The organism is Prevotella sp. P3-122 (genome assembly GCF_002251365.1).
Taxonomy (GTDB): domain Bacteria; phylum Bacteroidota; class Bacteroidia; order Bacteroidales; family Bacteroidaceae; genus Prevotella.
This window is the reverse complement of record NZ_NPJH01000100.1, coordinates 1-781: the sequence shown is the minus strand read 5'-3', so window position 1 is coordinate 781 and position 781 is coordinate 1. Positions and strand designations below refer to the sequence as shown.

General features: G+C 32.4%; 1 protein-coding gene. It reads left to right on the top strand.

The window, feature by feature from the left end:
• Window positions 1-440, top strand: a 440-nt coding sequence (locus CIL02_RS16490; RefSeq protein ID WP_170935136.1) for a hypothetical protein, incomplete at its 5' end; no start/stop codon positions are given.
• Between the last annotated feature and the right edge of the window lie 341 nt (window positions 441-781).

Here is a 781-nt window from a genome sequence, read left to right as displayed (position 1 = left end):
TCGGTTACGGAGATTTTTATATAGATACATACAATGATGGTGAACTAATTAAAACATACTCTTTCGATTTTGGGACTATGGCTCTGCCAGAGAAACTGAGCTCCAAAACCTATGAAGAATTTGAAAAAATTGACAGCGAACCTAATTATTTCAAATGTATTACCCAGGCATTTGAAACACGCAATATTCTTTATGTGAAATTTGTAGGACCGAATCAAACTTTTTATTCTCTCTTCTATGATAAAAGAAATAACAAGCATGTTATAGGACCTTCGCCACAAGGTACGGGGATAATGATAATAGGCGCAGATAATGAATATATTTATGGAATTATTTATCCTGATTACATCGAGGATGTCTCCATTAGAGAAAAAATAGTAAACATAACAAAAAGTCCCGCTATTATAAAAATTCAGATCAAACATGAAGTGCTTAGTTAGTGCTATGGTATTAATCTTAACCATTTGCGCATGCAATACAGATAATAACAGAGTTCTACTGGAGTCATTTATCGGAAGTAAAGTTTCGTTGTGTACGGATTCCATGCTTTTTCTCAATGAGGACAATTATCAAAAGAGAAGTTTTAAATATACCTATGTTATTTATATTGATTCTATTGATTGCTCAGAATGTGCCATAAAAAGTATGGTGTGGTGGGCGAATGACATCGAAATGTCAAAAGCTATTGAGTCAGAAAAAATTGGATATGCCTTTATCTTTTCTCCACGCAAGATAATTAAAAATCAAATCATTTCAAAAATAAAGGAGGAATGTATATTTC